The sequence below is a fragment of the uncultured Hymenobacter sp. genome, from assembly GCF_964242765.1.
Lineage (GTDB): Bacteria > Bacteroidota > Bacteroidia > Cytophagales > Hymenobacteraceae > Hymenobacter.
On sequence record NZ_CAXTBM010000077.1, the window covers coordinates 1 to 16,911 of the forward strand.

Here is a 16,911-nt window from a genome sequence, read left to right on the forward strand (position 1 = left end):
GGTTATATAGCTGTATGTTATCCAAATTATCACTACTAAAGAATCGATTGAATCCTAATTATAAGTCGAGCTTGACCACACATATTTAGTGGAAAACAACTTGGAGTAGGCTGGCCGTCAAGGGTACAATAGATGACCCTAAGCTAAATTCGACAAATAAAGATTTATGATTGCACTATTAAAGCTTTTCAAGACTCGGATGGTGTACATGTTTTTCTTGTTATTATGTAATCGTCAAGTGAGAAATTAAGTGCAAATTTGTAACGTATAGAAGGCAATTAGGAGGATTGGGTTATGGATAAATTTGCCTGTTTGTTACTAGGCGTTGGAGAGTTAAGACTCGGAAGTGGGTTTCTTTGCATAAAGAAGAAGGGTTGCCTTGGCACAGTATATGGTATGTACTCGTTGGAGTATAATAAGATACACTTGAAATGTAGTGTAATAATGCAAATTTAAATAAGAATTGTAATCTTACAATCATTCAATTATTTCGTATGTGGTCACGAGTTTTATTGTCAAGGTTGTAATCGCACTTTTCCTAGCCTCATTTCTACTTCGTTTGTAAATTTCAATTTTCCATACCCTTATGAAAAACTCGTACACAAGCCGGGGTCAACGACCCTACCTCACACAGGTAAGGCCGCTGTGCTCAATGCTGAGTAACCGTCTCTGGGCGTCGTTACTTATTTCGCTTGCTGTGTCGGTGAATGGTATAGCACAAAACTTCACGGAAACTGCAAACGCAGTTAACGTCTTTGAATCCATTCCGGACGCTAACGCACGGCAGGCGTTCGACAACGTTGGGCTTGACTTTAATGGCACAGGCTTGGGGGCGCCCGCAAACAACACTTCTACGGGTTACTCCTTTCAGAATGCTGCTGGGGTAACGACAGCGGCTTCAGGCGGACGCTCTATCGTGTTGGGTGGGCCCACTATTACTACTACTGGGACTCCTACAACGCCAGTAGTAGTGAATCCTGCTACCACTTATACCTACGCTATTCGTCAGATAACGACTACTGCCGGTCGTTACCGTATTTCATTTGGCTTGAATGCCGTAACTGCTGGAGCGCAGGATGACGATGTTGTACTCGAATATCGGGTAGGCGCTACGGGAAATTTCACGAGTATTCCATACTCGTTTTCGCTGACTCAAGGATGGCAGCTCGTGAGTGCTGCGGTAAATCTTCCGACTGCTTCCAATGACCTGACCATTCGCTTCAGGAAGGTAGCGAACACGAACGGCCCAACTAACAATCCTACTGCTGGCAATAACCGCCAATACCGGATTGATGACGTGACGTTGCGTGCGTTTGAGCCTACGCTAACAGCTACTATCGGCAACCAGATTTTCCCAAACACGCCTGTCAACCAACGGTCGGTGAGACGGATACTGACAGTAACAGGCAGTGACCTAACCGATAATGTAGTTGTCGCAGCTCCGGCTGGCTACTTAGTGCGTCTTTTAGGCACCACTAATGCATATGCGCAGTCGGTAACCCTATCGCCAAATACCAACGGCAATGCCTCAGCTCAGTTTGATGTGATATTCGCCCCGACGTTGGCCACAGCTCCTGGCCCCTACCCTTATCCAGTAGTTGGAGACATAGAAGTAAGCAGCACAGGCGCAACCCCAGTCAGTGTTACTGTATCGGGCAGTGCAACGGCTCCGCAACCAATTCTGGCTGCCAATCCTACTTCGCTAGCATTCGGTACACAGGCGGTAGGTACTAACTCAGCCGCACAAGCATTTCAGCTTACCGGCCAAGACCTGACTGGTAATGTGACTGTAACACCTCCTGCTGGTTTCGAAATCCGGCAAAGTGGCAGCATTACTTTTTCACCAAACCAATTGATTTTGGCCCCTACCAGTGGCAGTCTGAACGCACAGATCGAGGTGCGCTTTGTGCCAGGCACAACGGGGCCTATTACAGGTAACATAGTGGCTACCGGCAACGGTACCTCTCGGGCTACTGTAGCTGTAAGCGGCTCAGGGGCTCCAGCTCCAGTGACGCCTGTTATTAATGCTTCGCCTGCGACACTCGATTTCCAGACGGTAACTAATAGCGGTTCATCTCAGACACAGACTTTTACAGCTAGTGCTACCAACCTTAGTGGTCCGCTGACACTGACTCCTTCCAACTCCAACATTGAGATTCGTAATCTTACTGTTGTAGGTAGCGCTTTCACTAATGCAGCGCTTACTATTAATCCTAATCCATCGGGGAACATCACCAACCAGACGATTGAGGTTCGGTTGGTACCTTCAGTGAGCCAAGGATCTTTTAGTGGTTCTGTTGCGCTAGCTAGCACTGGTGCTGCTCCTGTAAACGTATCCATAACGGCCAACAACCCCAGTGGCGCAATTTCTGATATCTCGCTCACCAATGCCATCTTGAGTGAGTTCAGTACTTCGCCAGCCACGCCATCCAGCATTCAGTCGTATGCTGTATCGGCGGATAACTTGTTGCAAGACCTGACTATCACGGCACCGCAGTTCTTCCAAATTTCACTCACGAATAACCTGGCTGCCGCAGGAGGATTTAACTCGTTGGGTACTACTACGGGTAACTCCATCGTGCTGCCCCGTATCACGGGTTCGTCGACACCTTCACAAAATAACGATGTAGAGCTAACGACAATTTATGTGCGGTACTATCCACCGGCTGCTCAAACCAACCGGGGCCAAGTGGTAGCTAACAGCAGCGCGCCAGCTCGTACGCAATTTGTGTCGGTGAATGGTTCTAGTGAGCCAGAGATAAACGTTCGTGGCACTTTTGCGCCAGTTGTGAACCAAGTGAAAGGAACGCAGTCGGCTGCTCAGGCACTGGTAATTGTTGGAGCGCGTCTTGATGCAAATGTAACTATACGCGTGCCACAAGACCCTGAACCTCCTACAACGGCCTCGCCTTTGAATCCTGCTCGTACCCCCCAATTTCAGATTTCACGGGTGGCTGACTTCTCGGATATCGGTACAGCAGATAACCCAACCGGTTATACGCTCACCCTTGTTCCGGATGCTAATGATAGCTTAGCACGTGTAACGTTGTATGCGCGTTATGCTCCAACTCGGGTTGGCTCGGCTCTGGCTGACTTGCTTTTCCGCACGCCGGATCTAGAAGGGGGCATAGAATTCACTCGCGTGCCGAATGCACGTCTGCAAGGCCGTTCTATTGATGTAGAGCCTACACGCCAGTCAGGAGGCGTTCTTACTCGCTCCGCTGATGGTAGAAGCGTAACGGTTGTTTTCAATCAGGAGGATGGATCTACGTTCCCTGGCAACCCAGAGGCTGCCGGATTTGGTGAAAACCGGCTCATCATTGTTAGCCTCAACAGTAGGTTGACGGCGGCGACTTCGTTTCCAGCAGATGCCACGCCTTACGACCCTGGTAATAACGTATATGGCAACGGTACTAACCTCGATGGTAACTATGTAGTATTTGCTAGCTCAGCTACAACGGCTACTATCACCGGCCTGGATCCTAACACTACTTACTACTTTTTCGGTTTTGAATACAACAACGACCAAGTAGGGGGAGCTGAGAACTACAAAACCCCGAACTTGCCTATTGGAGTACAGTTGCCGCTGCCCGTCGAGTTGGTGAATTTCACTGCCCAGTTGCGCAATAAAAAGGTTAACCTACAATGGACAACTGCTTCTGAGAAGAACAACCGAGGGTTCGAAGTGCAACGCAGCCAAAATGGCCAAGAATTCTCAAATGTGCTCTTCAAAGAAGGCCAGGGCAGCACCAGTTCCCGCAGCACATATGAAGCCATAGACGAGCGGCCACTGTCAGGCTTGAGCTACTATCGCCTCAAGCAAATTGACAATGACGGTAAGTTCACTTATTCACCAGTAGTTACTATAAGAAATCAGAGCCTAGTTGAAGCTACATTTTATCCTAACCCTACATCAGGCAAGCTGACTATCAGTTTACCTCAAGAGCAGCTTGCTACTGCTGTGAAAGTGCGCATCACCGATTTAAGTGGGCGTGAAGTTAAGACGCTCACGCTGCCCGCAACCGGTGAAACCGACTTGAGCGAATTGAAGGCGGGAACTTATCTGATTACCGTAGATACAGCCAACCAGCGAACTACCCGTCGGATAGTGAAAAATTAACACTTAACTCTTTGTAAAATACTGAAGCCTCCTTCTCACGAAGGGGGCTTTTTTATGGCCGTTCCTTGCTGTATGATTAGGCACCACTGTGAAATAGCCCTAACTCAGTTAGTGGTATTGATCAAACCTTGTTGACTTATTGTATACTGAATTCGGGGGCAAGAAGATGACAGGCTTATATATTAAATTAATATAATATTAAGTAAATTAGATTATTATAAAAATGTATCACCGCTTTGTTAATGCTTTATATCAAAGCAGTGATAGTAATAATTTATATAAGCATAATCATAAATAATGTTGCAAATCGTATTTTATTTAACTTTATTTATAAAAAAATGGCTCTTTATTATCTCTGCTTTATGGAACGCACCTGTTTTATGCGGAGCAAAGCTTGCATTGCTCTGTTTGTTGTTGCTTTTACAAGTCTAGCAAGCCTAACAACTCAAGCTCAAACCTCTGTAGTACAAAGCTTTAACGGAACTAATAACAACAATAACGTTGAGCTAGGATTTGATGGTAATCCCACTATCAGGACTGGAGTGGCTCAGAGCGGAGTTACCAATGGGCCTAGTGGAAACACACCAGGATCTAACTATTATGCTCCAGCCACTGGTAGTACTAGCTCTTGGGGCGTTACTAATGCTACGGAAGGCGTATTGTTTCGTGGCAGACAGACAGCAGCTGGGTCAACTGGTAACTACATCCAATTTCGGCTTGCTGCATGGGGACTTACTAGTGACCAAGGAGTAGATTTCGCAGATCAGGTTAATGTATATGTTAGTACGGACAACGGTACTAATTATAAGAACATCTTACGTATTACAGGGAGACAAGGAGGGAATGCAGATGGGTATTGGGACTTTACACCAGGTAATCAAAGAATCGTTGCCTTTACCCAAACTGCTGGCTTGACAACAATAATACCCACTGGAAACCGTAATCTTAATGGCAATGGTTATGATTCGTACCGAATCACTATTCCTGATGGAGAGCAGTATATTAGGTTCTATATTGTCGCTAATTGTGGCCTGAACGAACTCTGGACTATTGATGAAGTAATGATTGGTAGTGGCAGTAGTGCCCCGCTACCCGTGGAGCTAAAGAGCTTTACGGCAACAGCATCTGTTAAAGGCACGCAGCTACAGTGGACAACGGCTTCGGAGAAGGACAACGCTGCATTCGAGGTGCAGCGTGGAGCCACAGCCGAGCAGTTCCAGACTATCGGCCGCGTTAGTGGGAAAGGTACTAGCAGCCAGAGCCACAGCTATGAGTGGGTGGACAAGCAGCCGCTGTCTGGGCTGAGCTATTACCGTCTACGCCAGCTTGATTATGATGGCACCGAGTCTTTCTCACCGGTGGCAGTTGTACAACAATCCATTGATCCGTCCGTGGCTAGCTTTTTTCCCAATCCTAGCACTGGCGTCATTACACTGGCTCCTGCGCTTGGTAATGTACGTTATCGGATCATCAATGCGCTTGGACAATCTGTTCTGACAGGCAATACTACTGGGGGCAGCACTGTGGATATGCAGGCGCTACGAGCCGGCTCTTATTTCCTGGAATTGCACTCCGCCGCTGGTCGTACCGTCGAGCGTTTGCTGCGTGAGTAATAAAAGGAAGCTATTACAAAGAAGCCCCTCTCCCATTATATGGAGAGGGGCTTCTTTGTAATGAGGCTAGCTATTTTGAAGGTGTAGTGGAAAGCTTGTTACACAGAAAAGCTTTCGCCGCAGCCGCAGGTACGAGAGGCATTGGGATTGTCGAAGTAGAAGCCCTTGCCGTTGAGACCGTCGGAAAAGTTGAGTTCGGTGCCAGCCAAGTAAAGGAAACTTTTCATGTCTACTACCACTCGAACACCTTTGTCCTCGAACTCCTGGTCCATGGGTTTCACTTCATTATCGAAATCGAGCTTATAACTCAAGCCCGAACAACCGCCGCCGGCCACTGAAGCGCGCAAGCGGTAAGTTGGATCCAACTCTGCGTCATGCATGAGCTTCTCAACTTTATCTTTGGCTTTTTCAGAAACGGTAATCATGGTATTCAGTAATTGGTAGTTAAACAGTAAACAGTAATTAGGGCAAAAAAGTACCCTCATTCAACTACTTATGAGGAAGGATTTAGCACCACACTAAATACCGTAATGGTGTTCAAGTCGCGGCCGTAGTAGAGCTTATCAAGCACTTCATAAGCGTTGTGGGCGCGGAAATAAGAGGTTTGCAACTCTTTGTCGCCGCGGGTTCGCCACTGGATGGTATAGGAGCTTTCAGTGTCGCGGTAGCGCTGCACATACGTTAGCATCTTACGCAAGACATCCAGCTTGTCATAACCCGTCTCGTAGCGAAACAAGAAGCTCTGCTGGTGGCGCGGATTTACCGTGATGAGATCCAGCCGTGTTAACCCATCTAACTGGCGAAACTCGAAAAGTAAGCTACCTGAGCCCATGCCCAAGTATTGCTCTATCTGCTGCTGAATACGAGCACTTTCAACATGTATGTCGGAAGCAGAAACGTCCATTATCAGAAAAGAAGAGTTAGAACTTAAAAGCTAGAAGATAAGATGTCGGCTTAAGCCAATACATTCTATCCTCTAGCTCTTAAATTTCTGCCTACTCAATTAGTGGTGCGACTTAGCTTCTTCCAAAGCCGGTAAGCCATTTTTCACGCGGTAGTCGTTGATGGCCGATTTGATGGCATCTTCAGCTAACACAGAGCAGTGAATTTTGACGGGCGGCAAAGCCAATTCTTCCACAATCTCCATATTGTCGATGGCCAGCGCCTCGTCAACTGTCTTGCCTTTCAGCCACTCAGTTGCCAGTGAAGACGAAGCAATGGCCGAGCCGCAGCCAAAGGTCTTGAACTTAGCGTCGGTGATGGTATTGGTGGTTTCGTCCACCTCGATTTGCAGGCGCATTACGTCGCCGCACTCAGGAGCACCAACCAGGCCAGTGCCTACGTTTTTCTTGCTCTTGTCCAGCGTGCCTACGTTGCGAGGGTTGCTGTAATGGTCAATTACTTTATCGGAGTAAGCCATGGCTTTTTCAGGAAATAGAGTTCAAATTTCAGAATTCAAAACTGAGCTTGGAAAGCGTTAAAACTGTTAAAGATTCTGCGCTTCCGGATGCGAGTTTTTGATATTAATGCTCAGCCCACTCAATCTTGCTTAAGTCGATGCCTTCTTTGAACATCTCCCAAAGCGGCGACATTTCGCGAAGCTTGGTTACTGCTTCTTTTACGTGGTTGATGGCATAATCGATTTGCTCATCAGTAGTGAAGCGGCTCAAACCGAAGCGAAGGGAACTATGAGCAAGGTCATCACTCAAACCCAAGGCCTTCAATACGTAAGAAGGCTCCAAAGAGGCCGAGGTGCAAGCCGAACCAGAGGATACAGCTAAGTCTTTAACACCCATCATCAAGCCTTCTCCTTCCACATATTTGAAGGAGATGTTGGTGACGTGCGGCAAGCGATGCTCACGGGAGCCGTTTACGTAGCTTTCTTCTAGCGTTAGCAACTCACGCTCCAGCCGGTCACGCATAGCGCTTAGGCGCTGGGTATCGGCCACCATTTCCAGGCGAGCCAATTCGCAAGCTTTACCGAGGCCTACAATGCCTGGTACGTTCAGGGTACCCGAACGCATGCCACGCTCATGGCCACCACCATCCATCTGGGCAGTAACCTTTACCCGTGGGTTTTTGCGGCGTACATACAAAGCGCCAATACCCTTAGGTCCATACATCTTGTGGGCGGTGAAGGCCATCAGGTCGATGCCATCGGCAATTACGTCCACTGGAATCTTACCAACGGCCTGGGTACCATCCGTCATGAACAGCGCGCCATGCTTGTGAGCAATAGCGGCAATTTCACGGATCGGCTGGATGGTGCCAGTTTCATTGTTGCCATACATGATAGTCACCAGAATCGTCTGGGGAGTCATGGCGGCTTCCAGTTCCTCGAGGCTGATTAAGCCTTCTGAGTTCACGGGCAAGTACGTAACGCGGCCACCTAGCTTCTCGATGTGCTTGCACGTATCAAGCACCGCTTTGTGTTCGGTGGTGGCGGTAATAATGTGGTTGCCCTTCTGGGAATACATCTCGAATACTCCTTTGATACCGAGGTTATCGGACTCGGTGGCACCCGAAGTGAAGATGATTTCCTTGGCGTCGCAGTTGATCAGCGATGCTATTTGGTCGCGGGCATAGTCAACGGCTTCTTCGGCGGCCCAGCCGAAGGGGTGGTTACGAGAAGCGGCATTGCCAAATACTTCCGTCAGGTAAGGCATCATCGCCTCCAAAACCCGAGGGTCGAGGGGCGTGGTAGCGTTGTTATCGAGGTAGATAGGGAGCTTGAGCATGGCGCACAATCAGGTTGCAGTGGAAATCCGGTATTCAGAGGCAACCAAAGAAAACCAGTGTAGAATCGTTTGAAAGTAAAACACAGAAATCCGTGAAGTGGTTTTACTTTGCTGCTGCAAAAGTAGAACAAATCCAAAGAAGCCGTACTATAGTTGCCAGCCCCTCTTATGCTAAAGAACCTCGAACACGTAGGCTTGGCCGTACAGGACCTAGAAAAGGCTACTGCTCTGTATGTTGCCTTGTTGGGGCAAGAGCCTTATAAGCGCGAATACGTAGCAAGTGAGGCCGTTGATACTGTTTTTTTTCAAATAGGAAATTCCAAGATCGAGCTACTGGCCGCAACTTCCCCCGACAGCGCCATCAGTAAGTTTCTGAGCAAGAAACCCGAAGGCATCCACCACATTGCATTCGAGGTAACCGATATCAGAGCGGAAATGGCCCGGCTACGCGAAGCAGGCTTTGTTTTGCTGAATTCAGAGCCCAAGCCAGGAGCCGATAATAAGCTCGTGTGTTTTGTGCATCCGAAGAGCGCCAACGGCGTATTGGTGGAATTGTGCCAGTCTGTATAAGTTATTTGTTGCTGATTTGTGATTGACGCTTAATTGAAAGCGTGCTTCAAGAAGGAAGAGGCAAGCAGTAACTAGCAACCAGTAAGCCAACAATCTATGAGTAACTTTTTCCGCCAGGAAGTGGATGCAGCCGTGGATGCTTTGCTGCTTCAGCAGGTAATCCTTTATCCTACTGACACTGTATGGGGACTTGGTTGTGATGCCGAGGTGCCCCCAGCCGTGGAGCGCTTATACAAGTTGAAGCAACGCCCGGCCGAGAAATCATGCATTGTGCTGGTAGCGGACGAGGTAATGTTTGCGCGCTATGCTGCCGTAGTGCCGTCGCACCTGTCGATGCTACTCGCGGCTCAGTCGAAACCAACTACGTATGTGGTGCCCGGAAGCCGCTATCTCGCCCCCAACCTGTTGGCTGCCGATGGCACCATTGGGCTACGAGTGGTGCTTAGCGATGAGTTCTGCCACAAGGTGGTACGGCGGCTAGGACACGGGCTTGTGTCTACTTCGGCCAACTTGAGCGGTGAGCCTACGCCGGGACTATATTCGGAAGTGAATCCGGCCCTGATACGCGGCGCCGACTACGTTGTGAATTGGCGCCAAGATGAAACAACCCGCACTACGCCCTCGCGGGTGGTTCGGGTGCTAGACGACGGTGCGCTGGAAATTTTGCGTGACTAAATAAGTAGGTGAGAACTTATCGATGTTCCGAGCGAAAAAAAGGAATCTGAAGTTTGCTGGATCAGCAAGTAAACACACATTCCCTGCTTTGCGCCGAACAACAATTTCATTTATACGGCCGAGCAAAAGCTGATGCGTAAAGGCAAGCAGGTATTTCAAATTAAGCTGATTTGACGTCCAGAGTACTTCCTGTCTGCAAGCGGGCCCGGTACCGCCGCACAGTACGTGAAATAAGGAAGCTACCCAACAACGTAGGGGCCAGCCAGCCCACCAGCCTAAGCCAGTGCGGAGCTTCGGTAGGTAGCCAATGCCCCACGTTCACCACGATAAAGGCCGTTGCCGCGGAGATATATGACCCGCCCATGCGGATGAAATGGCGAAATAACCAGGGTTCGAGGCTGAGTACTGGCTGAGCGCGCAACCCGCGCCACGTGTCAAGGCCCGCAAACAGGCAAATCAATCCCCCGAAAAAGGCGAATATAATTGCCTGAAGCCACAAACCAGTTCCTACCATTAGGAGGCCAACCAAAGAGGAAATGGCCCCTAAGGCTAAGTCGGCGGCTGGTAATACCGCGCTGCGCCGACGCGCGGCCCGCCAGCCGGTGAAGCTAAGATAGAAGCTCAGGACGGCCACGCCCGTCAGAAACAAGCGGCTCTGCGTGAGGGGTTGAAATACGCAAAGCAGCACGGCCGTAACGGCTACTGCCATCATGCAATACGTGTAGAGCCGGCCAACCCGCACATGCAATGAGCCACCTTTGTGGCCTAACATGGGAACAAGGCCTGCCAGAAGAGCAATGGTACCAGCCGCAATATGAGCGCCCAGCAACAGGCGGATAAACAAGGAAGTGGCGGGCAGGGCGAAGAATAGAGCGAAGTGCATAGCATGCAACCAGTAAATGGTGAACCAGATCAATGTTGTAAACTTCGACTTTCGCGGCGCGCCACCCAATTGCAATGCGCTGAAGTATAGGATAGGCTAGATGAAGTGTAGAGAATACTTACTGAGGTTAAGGTTACTGGGGTACTGCTGCACTTAATGCCGGTGCTAGGAAAGTAGTTGGAGCGAAGCGGTAAGTACTGAAAAGGCACCATGTAAGAGCGAGGTAAACAGAAGCAGTCCTGCTACTTCATCTTTCGATTCGATACTTAGCAGATGGTTGCCGAACTTTGCCCCATGAAAACCCCGCAGCTTCCCGATCTTCCCTTGTTCCGTACCATTGCCGATGCCGCCGGCGAACTAGGCTACCCAGCTTACATTATTGGCGGATTCGTGCGAGACTTGGCGTTGGCGCGCGAAAGCAAGGATGTGGATGTGGTGTGCGTCGGCGACGGTATCCGGCTGGCACAGGAGGTAGGGCGCAAACTGCCGGGCCGGCCCCGCGTGACAGTTTTCAAGAACTTCGGCACGGCCATGTTGCCCACCCCGGAAATTGAAGTTGAGTTTGTGGGTGCCCGCAAAGAGAGTTACCGCGCCGAGAGCCGCAAGCCGGAAGTGGAAGCTGGCACCCTGGAAGAAGACCTTGCCCGCCGCGACTTCACCATCAATGCTTTGGGCCTAAGCCTCAACCCCGCCGACTTTGGGACCCTCGTTGACCGCTACGACGGCATGGGCGACTTGCAGCGCCGCACCATTCGCACGCCCCTCGACCCCGACATTACTTTCTCTGATGATCCGCTGCGGATGCTGCGAGCTATCCGCTTTGCTACGCAGCTGGATTTCGACATCGAGCCCGACACCTACGACGCGCTGGCTCGTAACAAGGAGCGCATCAAGATCGTGTCGCAGGAGCGGATTACCACCGAGCTGAACAAAATTATTATGGCGCCGAAGCCGAGCTACGGCTTCAAGCTGCTGTTTCAATGTGGCTTGCTGCACCTTGTCTTCCCGAAGATGGCGCAGCTTTACGGTGTAGAGAAAGTAGGCCAGCACGCCCATAAAGACAATTTCTACCACACGTTGCAAGTGCTCGACAACGTGGTGGCGGCCGGCGGCGACCTGTGGCTGCGTTGGGCCGCCATTCTGCACGACATTGCCAAACCTGCCACCAAACGCTACGACAAGCGCGTGGGCTGGACTTTCCACGGCCACGAAGACAAAGGCGCGCGCTGGGTGCCCGGCATCTTCACCGACCTCAAACTGCCGTTAGGTGAGGAAATGCGCCAGGTGCAAAAACTGGTGCGCCTGCACCTGCGCCCGATTGTGCTGTCCAAGGAAATTGTAACCGATTCGGCGGTGCGCCGCCTGCTCTTCGAGGCCGGCGACGACATCGACCGCCTGATGTTGCTCTGCCGCGCCGACATCACCAGCAAAGACTACGACCGCAAGAACCGCTACCTGCGCAACTTCGATGTGGTGGAGGAAAAGCTGAAGGAAGTGGAAGAGAAAGACCATTTACGCAACTTCAAGCCAGTCATCACCGGCGAAGTCATCATGCAAACCTTCAACTTGAAACCCTCTCGCGAAGTAGGCGAACTGAAAGATGCGGTTTTGGAAGCCATTCTGGACGGCAAAGTCCGCAACGAATACGATGAGGCGTTTGCGCTGCTGCTAGAGCTAGGGCAGCACAAAGGGCTGGAAGTAGTGCAATAAAGAAGCGGGGAACTAGAGCATTTGAGCCTCTAGTTCCCCGCTTCTTTATTGCACTACAAAAAATTGAGGAAGCCTTTCGCCGTTCGGTTGCAGCACAAACGGCGAAAGAACTTCCTCGGGGGTCTGCCTTTCACTCACCAGAAAAAATGGACCCTCTTTTTCGTTTCACCAGCAACATAGATGCTGGCTTATTGAGGAGCGTTGCCTCACTCACCAGATATATTCTCAAATAAATTGCTATTCCAATTAAAGCTTGAATGCAGCGGATGTAGCTTGGATGAAGGGCGAGTCTTACTCTTCAACAGAGCGCACGCTGGAAGCACCGGTAGCATCTTTCGTCACGTCGGAGGGGTTGCCGCTGTACTCGATTACGCTCGCGCCGATGGCATCAGCCTTCAGGTTCTCGGTTACGCGCAGGCGCGCTTTGCTGCCGCCTACCATGTTAATGTCGGCACTGCGGGTTGTGAAGTTGGCAGCGGCTAGTTCGCAGCCACCCGCTCCATCAACGCTCAACTCATCGGCTTTGCCTTCCAGCGAGGCGCGGCAGGCGCCGGCCAAGTCGATGTCGAGCTTGTTGAAGTCGCCTTGCAGGCGCAGCTGACTGGCACCGGCTTGCTCCACTCGCAGGTCGCCACTGCCGAAGCCCTGCACGTCGGCTTGAGCGGCTCCTACTAGCTCCAGCCGGTCCAGTTCGGGCGTTTCAATGGTTATCAGCACTTTGTCGGCACTTCTCCAGTTGGAGCCACCCATAAAGTTGCGGTTGCGGGGCCGAACCACCAGCTTGCTGCCTTCACGCTCTATGCGCAGGTCGTCAAGGTCGTTGGTATCGCCAGCGGCCTTTACCTGGTAGGTGCTGCCAGTCCGTATCACCACGCGGTAGGGCCCCAACACGCTAACACCATCAAAATCTTCCTCTTTATAGGTGCGGCGACCCGAGCCATAGTGGTTTTCGTCGGTTTCGAAAGCGGTGACTCCGCCGAAGTCGAGGTCTATGTTTGCATCGTTGTCGTCGTCTTCGTTGTCTTCGGTGGTGTTCTCATCGGCACCCATTTCTTCCGGCGTGCAGTCAATGCATTCTAGCTTGTTGCCGCGCATCCGGAATGTGTGCTCCTCGACGTTTTCGGGAGTGTTGTTGCCTACGAAGTCGTCATCATTCAGCCAGTTTGCAAAGTTTTGGCTGAGGTGGAAAGTCCGGTCGCGGGGCAGGCGGATCGTCAATTCCAGATCTTGGTCACGGTAGCGGGCATTCGGTTGGAACGAGAAGTGGTCGTCGAAAATCAGGGTCGAGTCGCCGCGGGTCCGTACGGTGTAGGCCACGGTGGTAGCGGCGGTGTTGCTGGCTTCGGCTTCGGAGGAGCCTTTAGCCGAGAGCCGGCGGATCACTTCCACGGTCCGGCCACTGTCGGCGGCAGCCAGTTCTACATCCACCCACTGGTCCCATTCACGGTCTACCTGGCGGGTTTCGAGGCGCAGTACACGGGCCCGGAGGCCAGGATACTGCTGGCTTTGCTCGACATCGGCTCCGTACTGAAACTCCCGGCTCTGGCGAGCTACGGCCACCGTAACCCCAATGATGCTCAGCAGCCACAGCCCGAACAACGACCACCCCATTGTGCGGCTCAAAATGGCGCGGCGCATCAATAGTCCGATGCCGAGCAGCAGCATGGCCAGGGTGGGGATTCCGAAGGCCAGAAACCCGGACAGCAGCGCCCAACCGGGCACACCGTTCAGGAACACATGAGCGGGCACGTCGCCGGCCATGATGTTTTGAGAATCAGGAATCAAGCCTATACCCACGCCCAGGAGAATAACCAGAGCAAGCAGAAAGCCGAATCCAAGTATGGTTAGTAGTACGCCCGCAATGATGCGGATGGCGCTGCCGACAAAGTTGAGCAGCGGATTCAGGGCCCCGGCCAAGTCCTCGAAAAAGGTGCCTACAGGGCGGTTGTTGCCCGGTCCGGCTTCGAAGGCGTTGTTGCGCACGTTGCTGTCAATGCCTGATAGCGTGACGGCGTCGCCGCGCATGCGCATCTTTTCCGAGATGGTCTTGGCTTCGGGCAACAAAATCCAGAGCAGCGGATACAGAATGAAGGAAATACCGCCGATAAACAAGCCAGCAATGAACAGCACCCGAATCAGCGTCACATCGGAGTTGAGGTAAGCGGCCAAGCCTGCCGATACGCCCCCCACTTTACCGTTGTCGGTGTCGCGGTAGAACTTTTTGTAGCTTCGGTCCTCCTGCTCCGGCGTGCCGTCGTAGCGTTTGGGAAGCGCAATCCAGAGAATGATGTAGGAGATAACCGACAAGGCCGCGAGTTTTTCACCTACCTCCTCTAGCCAGCCAAGGTCATCGAAAGCCAGTGGCACCAAGATGAGTAGTCCCAGAAAGCCCAACCGTATCCAAAGCGGATTGATGGCGAAATAGCGGGCAATACCACCGGCTACTCCGGCCACTTTGCGGTTAGCCATGTCGCGGTAGAGGCGGCGGGGCTCGTCGGTGGTTTCCGTTTTATTTCCAGCGCTGGAGCCAAACGCACCTTCAGGGCCAAAAGTGCCTTTGCGACCAAATGGTCCTTCAGGTCCAAAGGAGCCGCTGGTGCCGAAGGGCCCGTCGGGGTCGCCAATGCCAGCACTAGTATACGTGCCGGCAGCAGTACCACTGGCTACGGCATCGGCGAGCAACTCGTCGTCGTCCTCGGCGTCTTCGGCGCTTTGGAAGTCGCTCACGCGGCCCATTTTGGCGGTCATCGCCTGCACGTCGTCCAGCGAAATCACCTGCTTGACGCCGGAGAGGCGGGCAGCGAAGATTTCGGCAATACGGCCTTCAATATCCGCCACGATTTCCTCGTGGCCGCGATAGTTGCTGAAGTGGGCTTTCACTTCGGCCAAATAGCGGCTCAAAACTTCGTAGCCGTCTTCCTCGATGTGGAAGATGATGCCTTGGAGGTTGATGCTGATGTTCTTTTTCATCTCAGTCAGGGGCTGCAACTAGTCGGAAAAAAATCGGGAGGAAGGGCCGGGTGCTACAGCACGACCGGTACGCTGCTCCCGTTGGCGGAAGGCTTTTGGCGGATGATGCGGATGGAGTCCTGTACTTCTTCCCAGGTAAGGCGCAACTGTTGCAGAAAATCCTGCCCGCCGGTGGTGAGGGTGTAGTACTTGCGCGGCGGGCCACTCATCGATTCCTTCCAGGTATAATCGAGCAGGCCGGCATTTTTGAGGCGCGTGAGCAGCGGGTAGAGCGTCCCCTCCACCACAATCATGCGGGCTTGGGTTAGTTCTTCGAGCATATCGGACGCATATACCTCGCCGCGGGCGATAATCTCCAGGATGCAGAATTCCAGAATTCCCTTCCGCATCTGCACTTGGGTGTTCTCTACTTTCATGGGCTTGAGGCGGTAGTCGGTGAAGAATGAGTCAAAGATAATGGAAGGTACTATGTAACGCAAGGTACTGTTGAAAAATATTTTTATGGTGTCCCTTTCGCGACGCATCAAAGAATCGGAAAAGCGAGATTTATAGCCGGCAAGCCGTTTTTTACAGAAAGGCACTAGAGAAAAAGACAGCATTTGCCTTCTGCGGCAAATCTTCTCGTGTGTATAGGCCCGACGTTGGCAGGTGCCGCTGGCCGGGAACAACAGCCTGACTACTTCTGTAAACTCAGCCTTAACCCGCTGATCCTAGGCTAATTTGTGAGGCATTTAAAGCGTCACGTACTAATATGTAGTACCTTGCGTTGAAAAGCGGACTACTCGTTTTTAGCCCATTTTTCTATGAAGCACTTCTTCCATACTACCACGCTGCTCCTTGGTGCTAGCAGCCTACTATTTCTCGCTTCCACGGCTGCCTCGGCCCAAGATGTGACCCCAAAGTATAGCAACGAGTTTCTGAATATCGGTGTTGGAGGGCGAGCGTTGGGTATGGGTAAAGTGCAAGTTAGTCTTGCCCAGGATGCTACTGCTGGCTATTGGAACCCGGCGGGCCTGCTTGATCAAAAAGCAAAATACGATGCCGTTCTGATGCACTCCGAACTGTTCTCGGGCATTGTTAAGAACGACTACGCCGCTTTCTCCATGCCTCTCGACGATAAAAGCGCTATTGGCATTAGTGCCCTGCGCTTAGGCGTCGATGACATTGCTGATACGCGCGACTTGATCAACGAGTACGGTTACATTCAGTACGACCGTATCCGCTACTTCTCGGTGGCCGATTACGCGGTGTTGCTGTCCTATGCCCGCCGAATTGGCAATATCGAGGGGCTCAAAGTAGGCGCCAATGCGAAAGTGGTCTACCGCAACGTCGGCGACTTTGCCAACGCCTGGGGTTTTGGCATCGATGCGGGAGTGCAGTACGACAAAAACGACTGGCACTTCGGCCTCATGGCCCGCGACATTACCACTACGGTGAATGCCTGGACCATCAATTCTGAAAAGCTGAGTCCCGTACCGGGCGACAGCAGCCTAATACCCGCCAGCAGCACCGAAGTGACGCTGCCGCGTTTTGTGTTGGGTGCGGGCCGTTTGGTGAAGCTGCCCAGCGAGTTTACCGCTCTGGTGGCCGTCGACCTGGAATTGACTACGGATGGAGAGCGTAACACGCTTG

General features: G+C 51.7%; 12 protein-coding genes. 5 read left to right on the top strand and 7 right to left on the bottom strand.

The annotated features are described in order from the left end of the window. Positions 1-586 precede the first annotated feature (586 nt). A complete protein-coding gene (locus ACFE7X_RS21880; RefSeq protein ID WP_375437818.1) occupies positions 587-4,120 on the top strand; it encodes a T9SS type A sorting domain-containing protein in 3,534 nt (1,177 codons plus the stop codon). Positions 4,121-4,362: 242 nt separating this feature from the next. After that, on the top strand, positions 4,363-5,733 hold the full coding sequence (locus ACFE7X_RS21885; RefSeq protein ID WP_375437819.1) for a T9SS type A sorting domain-containing protein: 1,371 nt from the start codon (positions 4,363-4,365) through the stop codon (positions 5,731-5,733). Positions 5,734-5,831: 98 nt separating this feature from the next. Here ACFE7X_RS21885 and ACFE7X_RS21890 read toward each other — a convergent pair whose 3' ends face one another. The 4 genes from ACFE7X_RS21890 to ACFE7X_RS21905 all read right to left on the bottom strand — a co-directional run bounded on the left by ACFE7X_RS21890 (position 5,832) and on the right by ACFE7X_RS21905 (position 8,471). After that, the gene (locus ACFE7X_RS21890) at positions 5,832-6,158 is read right to left on the bottom strand and encodes a HesB/IscA family protein (RefSeq protein WP_375437820.1); all 327 of its coding nucleotides are present in this window, start codon (positions 6,156-6,158) and stop codon (positions 5,832-5,834) included. Positions 6,159-6,226: 68 nt separating this feature from the next. Then, entirely contained in the window at positions 6,227-6,637 is a 411-nt protein-coding gene (locus ACFE7X_RS21895) for a hypothetical protein (protein WP_375437821.1), read from the bottom strand. Between the two features lie 99 nt (positions 6,638-6,736). Continuing rightward, positions 6,737-7,153: a Fe-S cluster assembly scaffold IscU gene (gene iscU / locus ACFE7X_RS21900; RefSeq protein ID WP_331143908.1), complete on the bottom strand. Its 417-nt coding sequence runs from the start codon at positions 7,151-7,153 to the stop codon at positions 6,737-6,739. A 103-nt stretch (positions 7,154-7,256) separates the two neighbouring features. Further along, positions 7,257-8,471 carry an IscS subfamily cysteine desulfurase gene (locus tag ACFE7X_RS21905; protein ID WP_375437822.1) on the bottom strand — a complete coding sequence of 405 codons (1,215 nt, stop codon included), beginning with the start codon at positions 8,469-8,471 and terminating at the stop codon, positions 7,257-7,259. Positions 8,472-8,639: 168 nt separating this feature from the next. On the opposite strand from ACFE7X_RS21905, the gene mce reads away from it, so the two are divergent. Beyond that, positions 8,640-9,041 (top strand): methylmalonyl-CoA epimerase, encoded by a 402-nt coding sequence (gene mce, locus ACFE7X_RS21910; RefSeq protein WP_375437823.1) that lies wholly within the window; start codon positions 8,640-8,642, stop codon positions 9,039-9,041. Positions 9,042-9,137: 96 nt separating this feature from the next. Then, the gene (locus ACFE7X_RS21915; protein ID WP_375437824.1) at positions 9,138-9,716 is read left to right on the top strand and encodes an L-threonylcarbamoyladenylate synthase; all 579 of its coding nucleotides are present in this window, start codon (positions 9,138-9,140) and stop codon (positions 9,714-9,716) included. Positions 9,717-9,876: 160 nt separating this feature from the next. Here ACFE7X_RS21915 and ACFE7X_RS21920 read toward each other — a convergent pair whose 3' ends face one another. After that, positions 9,877-10,599, bottom strand: a complete 723-nt coding sequence (locus tag ACFE7X_RS21920) for a DUF2306 domain-containing protein (protein ID WP_375437825.1) — start codon at positions 10,597-10,599, stop codon at positions 9,877-9,879. A gap of 294 nt (positions 10,600-10,893) precedes the next feature. Between ACFE7X_RS21920 and ACFE7X_RS21925 the strand changes: the two genes are divergently transcribed. Beyond that, positions 10,894-12,309 carry a CCA tRNA nucleotidyltransferase gene (locus tag ACFE7X_RS21925; protein WP_375437826.1) on the top strand — a complete coding sequence of 472 codons (1,416 nt, stop codon included), beginning with the start codon at positions 10,894-10,896 and terminating at the stop codon, positions 12,307-12,309. 291 nt (positions 12,310-12,600) lie between these two features. Here the strand turns inward: ACFE7X_RS21925 and ACFE7X_RS21930 are convergent, their stop codons facing one another. Both ACFE7X_RS21930 and ACFE7X_RS21935 read right to left on the bottom strand, forming a co-directional pair. Then, positions 12,601-15,279, bottom strand: a complete 2,679-nt coding sequence (locus ACFE7X_RS21930) for a GIN domain-containing protein (RefSeq protein WP_375437827.1) — start codon at positions 15,277-15,279, stop codon at positions 12,601-12,603. Positions 15,280-15,332: 53 nt separating this feature from the next. Beyond that, the gene (locus tag ACFE7X_RS21935; protein ID WP_375437832.1) at positions 15,333-15,695 is read right to left on the bottom strand and encodes a PadR family transcriptional regulator; all 363 of its coding nucleotides are present in this window, start codon (positions 15,693-15,695) and stop codon (positions 15,333-15,335) included. Positions 15,696-16,911: the final 1,216 nt, after the last annotated feature.